Raw genomic sequence first — 4,939 nt, 5'->3', positions numbered from 1 at the left:
TGCTCTTCCGCACTTAGATGTATATATATTTTCGTTCTCATTCAACAAAGATAACTAGCTATACTCTAATACTCGAAAACTTTTACTCTTTTACTTAATTCTCTATTAAACTTCCCACTTCTCAGGGTTTCGCCTCCATTTTTTCAATGAATCAAGCGATTCTGCGGAAATATAGTTTTGTGCAATGGCTTGGTCAATCAATGAATTATAATGACCTAAAGTAATTAATTTTACACCTTTTTCTGCAAAATTTTTGTCAGCCACTTTAAATCCATAAGTAAAGATGGCGACCATGCCAACAACTTCAATTCCTGCTTCACGGAGAGCATCAACAGCTTTAAGTGAACTTCCACCAGTCGAAATCAAATCTTCGATGATAACAACTTTTTGCCCTTTTTCGATACGCCCTTCAATTTGATTGCCCATACCGTGTTCTTTTGGCTTGGGGCGAACATACGCAAATGGCAATCCTAAAACATCAGCTACCAAAGCTCCTTGTGGAATTCCAGCCGTTGCTACGCCAGCAATTAACTCGGCCTCTGGGAAATGCTTTTTTATAGCTTTTGCTAATGCTTTTTTGATAAAAGTGCGAGCATCAGGGTATGAAAGTGTTACACGATTATCGCAATAGATTGGTGAATTCCAGCCAGAACTCCACTTAAAAGGTTGTGCTGGACTCAATTTTACCGCTTTTGTTTCTAATAGTATAGAAGCAATTTTTTGGGAAACAGTCATTTTATTGTAAATATTACCCCCATCGAAAAGTGGAACCGTTTTAAAGGAGAGCTATGTTTTAAATTTTCTTATTTATTTACAGAACCAAAATGATGGGTTGGTTAGTGGGTTTGTTTTTTTGTCAGTAAAATCTTATCAATTCGATTTTTATCCATGTCAATAATCTCAAATTTGTACTCTTCCCACTCGAATGTATCACCAGTATCAGGAATCTCCTGGAGAATATGTAATGCAAAACCACCAAGCGTATCGAAGCCTGTATATTCTTTTCTGTTATTGATTTGAATATCAAAATGGTTCAAGAAATCATCAAATGGGAGTGAAGCATCTACCAAAAAGCTGCCATCTTCTCGCTCATGAATATCATAGCCAAACTCATCATCTACCGAAATATCGCCCACTAAAGCATCTAAAATATCGTTTAGTGTAATAATGCCCATCACACTACCATATTCATCTAAAATAATTCCCATGTGGATTCGCTCCTCACGAAATTTTTCTAATGCTTGATAGGCTTGGTTGTTTTCGGGAATAAACAGCGGCTCTTTACCGAATTTTTTAAGGGTTTCAAGCTCAATATTTAAGTCTTTTCCCAACAAATCTTTGATATAAAGCAAACCAATAATATTATCAATGTCTCCTTCACAAATAGGATATACTGAATGTTTTGATTCAATAATTTTATCTTTATTTTCCTTTACCGAATCTTCGATGTCCAAAAAAGTTACATCACTGCGATTAGTCATCAACGAGGTAATTTTTCTATCTCCCAAATGAAAAACATTTTGTACGATTTCTTGCTCAATTTCGTCAATTGCTCCGCCAGTTGTACCTTCCTGAATCATAGATTTAATTTCTTCTTCCGTAACTGAGCTGTCAGAAATTTCGATGCCTAAAACCTTGATAATTAGGTCACTACATTTTGTTAAGAGCCAAATAAATGGAGAGGTAATCGTTGATAATAAGCTCATCGGTGCAACCATAAACTTGGAAATCGCCTCTGGATTTGACATTCCTATACGTTTAGGAACTAATTCACCAAGAACTAACTGAAAAAAACCAATGATAAGAACAACTAAGCCAACGGCGAGATTATCTGCATATTTTAGGTCGAGCCCCAAGTTTGTTAAGAAATTCTGAATGTCGGTTGTGATTTTATCTCCCGAAAAAATACCAGTTAAAATACTGATAAGTGTGATACCAATTTGTACAGTTGAAAGGAATCTGTTTGGAGAGTTAGCAAGTTCGAGAGCGGCAGAGGCTCGGCGGTCGCCATTTTTGCTTGCAATTTCAAGTTTTGTTTTTCGAGAAGAAATTAAAGCAATCTCCGACATGGAGAAAACACCGTTAATTATGACTAAAATAAAGATTATTAAAATTTCCATTTAAAGGTTTAAACCCCCAATTTGAAGGTTTGATGGTTATTAAGGTGCAAAATAAAATATTTTATGCTTACTTTATGCAAAAACAATATTATAATTTTTTTAACTCTTTAATTACTTCCGAAAATTTTCCGAACTTTGTCCCCACAATTAAACCTCCTTTGATAAACCTTATGGTTATTTTTATAGATGACAAGTTAGTTAGAATCGTAGATAAGAAAGATTTTAAAGACCTACATGGACATGATTTTGATTCGATGTTAGATGCTCGCTTAGAACAGTTAAATGCTAAAAAAATGCGAGGTCATGTAGTGATTTTGAATGTTTTGGGTGCTACGATTGATAAGTTTTTCAAATTGATTCAGACAACAGAAGTGATTGAATATCAGTCAGTTACGATGGTTGTTGAGGATAAGGGTGCTACTGAAATTCATATCAAAAACCTCTATAAAGTCGTAAAAGCTGCGGGCGGAGTAGTTTATAATGAAGCTGGTAAAATACTACTTATGCACCGACTTGGTAAGTGGGATTTACCCAAAGGTAAGCGAGATGATGGCGAGAAATCGAAACAAACTGCGGTGCGAGAAGTTGAAGAAGAGTGTAATATTAAAGTAAAATTAGGCAACAAACTTTGCACTACGTGGCATACTTACACGATGGGCAATAATAAAATTTTGAAACGAACAAAATGGTATCGCATGAGCTGTTTGGACGATTCGGCAATGAAGCCTCAAATTGAAGAAGGTATTGACGAATTGTGTTGGATGGATGAAAAAGAAATTCAAAAAGCTTTGCTGAATTCGTACAGCTCAATTCGATTTGTATTTGACCAACTTGGTGAAAAAGATGAACTTGACGCACACTAAATATATTTTACTGTTGCTTTTGTTTAGTTTTATTCAAAAAACTAAGGCTCAAAATTCATGTCAATCAAGTTCTTTTCAACTTGTACCTACAACTAAAAATCGCACGATTGAATGGCAAAAATTTCCTGAATTTAGCCTTCCTTTTTCCATAGTTTATGGTGGCCCACGCTTTGGCGATGGTCAAAAACTGCCTCTAAAACATGGTTTTAGTCATTTAGCAACTTCCGATGGAAACGATGCCGACCTTCCACCAAATCAACGTGCGATGGTTTGGTATGGTGTTGGCTACCCTTCTGCTAATCAACCTTGGGAAACCATAAAAAGCCCGTGGGGAAATAATATCGAATTGTACAAAAACAAGTGGCGTAATGATTTAGCAGGATTTTCGAACGCTTTTTCAAGTTCGGCGGGCACTGGTAAAGTCGATATTAATTTATTTGTTCCTGATATTGAATTACAAATAAAATCTAATGATTCGATTTTAGTTTTAAAAAATCACCCTACTACTCCTTCTGTTTACAAAAACCTTGATAATCAATCATTTATTGCTCAATACAAAAAAGATATTCAAGCTTTATATGCCCAAGTGTTTGCAGAAACAAAAAATAGTGCTACTCAAAATACTAAAATTGGCGGCTATTCTGATGCTCCAATTTTAAATACTTATATCAATATTGCAGGAAATTCTTGGCAAAAATGGACGAGTGATGCCTCTTTGTTGAATTATGTTAATTATGATTTTTCTAAGAATACTTTGGGTGGTCAGGCTTTCAATAATCAAGATTTTTTTAGTCCATCAGCTTATTATTATTACGATTATCCAAGTCCGCTTGCACCTGATTATTTAGCTTATATGCTTTTTCAAATAGAGGTAAATCGAGCTTGGACAAGTAAACCCATTATTCCATTTGTTTGGTTAAGATTCAGTTATACTACCGCTTTTGTTAAAAAATTTATTAGACCTTTTATGGCTGAGGCTACAGCAATTTTTCCTTTCTTTTCGGGGGCTAATGGGCTTTGGCTTTGGGACGACCCTGGTACTTTTAAAACCGATGAAAATTATTTTGTTTACGAGTATTTTATTAACGGACTTTATCGACTTTCGCAATACAAAGATATGTTTTCGGGCAATTATGAATTAGTAATTCCAACGCCTGCCCGTGAATACGTTGATACTCATAAACCCATTTGGCGAGCTGTAGCCAAAGGCAAAGATTTGTTGGTAGCGGCACACAATCCTTACGCAAAAGATGAAAATGAAGTGGTGATTGTAGAAGTTGCTTACAAAGATTACCGACAAAATATTACTTTGAAAGGATATGATGTTTTTTTATGTAAATTTGATATGACGCTTTTGGAAAATGAGCCAATAATTTCAAATTTTGAAGTATCTCCAAATCCTGCGGAAGAGCAAATTTCCATAAAAGCATTTAGCTTAAAACAACAAGAAACTATGCTTGAGGTTTTTGATATAAATGGAAAAAAAGTATTGCAAGAAAAAACTATTTTGTTACAAGGAGAGAATTACAAGTCTTTAAATATTAGTGCTTTATCAAACGGAGTTTATTTTATTCGATTATTGGAATTTTCTAAAAAGGTAATTGTTTCGAGATAGAAATATTGAAAAAAGCAACTACTGAATTATACAATTATTCGTTTTCGCTCAATCCATCATTCACTCATTAAAAATATGTCAAATAGCCTCATCAACGAAACCAGCCCATATTTACTCCAACACGCACACAACCCTGTCGAATGGCACCCGTGGGGCGAAATTGCTCTGCAAAAAGCAAAAGCAGAAAACAAGCCAATTTTGGTAAGTATTGGTTATTCGGCGTGTCATTGGTGCCATGTGATGGAACGAGAATCGTTTGAAAATGAGGCAATTGCCGCCATTATGAATGAGCATTTGATATGTATTAAAGTTGACAGAGAAGAACGCCCCGACGTTGATGC

Annotated in this window: 5 protein-coding genes; 3 read left to right on the top strand and 2 right to left on the bottom strand. The window is 35.1% G+C overall.

All coding sequences use genetic code 11. The features are described from left to right. Positions 1 to 105 precede the first annotated feature (105 nt). Complete coding sequence (gene pyrE, locus ACH2CJ_RS17880) at positions 106 to 735, bottom strand: orotate phosphoribosyltransferase (protein WP_394994779.1); 630 nt, start codon at positions 733 to 735, stop codon at positions 106 to 108. Positions 736 to 836: 101 nt separating this feature from the next. After that, on the bottom strand, positions 837 to 2,120 hold the full coding sequence (locus tag ACH2CJ_RS17875; RefSeq protein ID WP_394994777.1) for a hemolysin family protein: 1,284 nt from the start codon (positions 2,118 to 2,120) through the stop codon (positions 837 to 839). Positions 2,121 to 2,290: 170 nt separating this feature from the next. Between ACH2CJ_RS17875 and ACH2CJ_RS17870 the strand changes: the two genes are divergently transcribed. From ACH2CJ_RS17870 to ACH2CJ_RS17860, 3 genes are all read left to right on the top strand, one after another. Then, complete coding sequence (locus ACH2CJ_RS17870; protein ID WP_394994774.1) at positions 2,291 to 2,983, top strand: NUDIX hydrolase; 693 nt, start codon at positions 2,291 to 2,293, stop codon at positions 2,981 to 2,983. Then, complete coding sequence (locus ACH2CJ_RS17865) at positions 2,964 to 4,598, top strand: T9SS type A sorting domain-containing protein (protein WP_394994771.1); 1,635 nt, start codon at positions 2,964 to 2,966, stop codon at positions 4,596 to 4,598. Before ACH2CJ_RS17870 ends, ACH2CJ_RS17865 begins: the two co-directional genes overlap by 20 nt. Positions 4,599 to 4,673: 75 nt before the next feature. Further along, on the top strand, positions 4,674 to 4,939 hold a 266-nt coding region (locus ACH2CJ_RS17860), incomplete at its 3' end, for a DUF255 domain-containing protein (RefSeq protein WP_394994769.1).

This window comes from Emticicia sp. (genome assembly GCF_043780375.1).
GTDB lineage: Bacteria > Bacteroidota > Bacteroidia > Cytophagales > Spirosomataceae > Emticicia.
Note: the sequence above shows the minus strand (reverse complement) of the source record. Positions and strands in the feature narration are given on the sequence as shown.

Coding starts and splice junctions, on each gene's coding strand:
- pyrE (WP_394994779.1), bottom strand. CDS start 735: ATGACTGTTTCCCAAAAAATTGCTTCTATACTATTAGAAACAAAAGCG.
- ACH2CJ_RS17875 (WP_394994777.1), bottom strand. CDS start 2,120: ATGGAAATTTTAATAATCTTTATTTTAGTCATAATTAACGGTGTTTTC.
- ACH2CJ_RS17870 (WP_394994774.1), top strand. CDS start 2,291: ATGGTTATTTTTATAGATGACAAGTTAGTTAGAATCGTAGATAAGAAA.
- ACH2CJ_RS17865 (WP_394994771.1), top strand. CDS start 2,964: ATGAACTTGACGCACACTAAATATATTTTACTGTTGCTTTTGTTTAGT.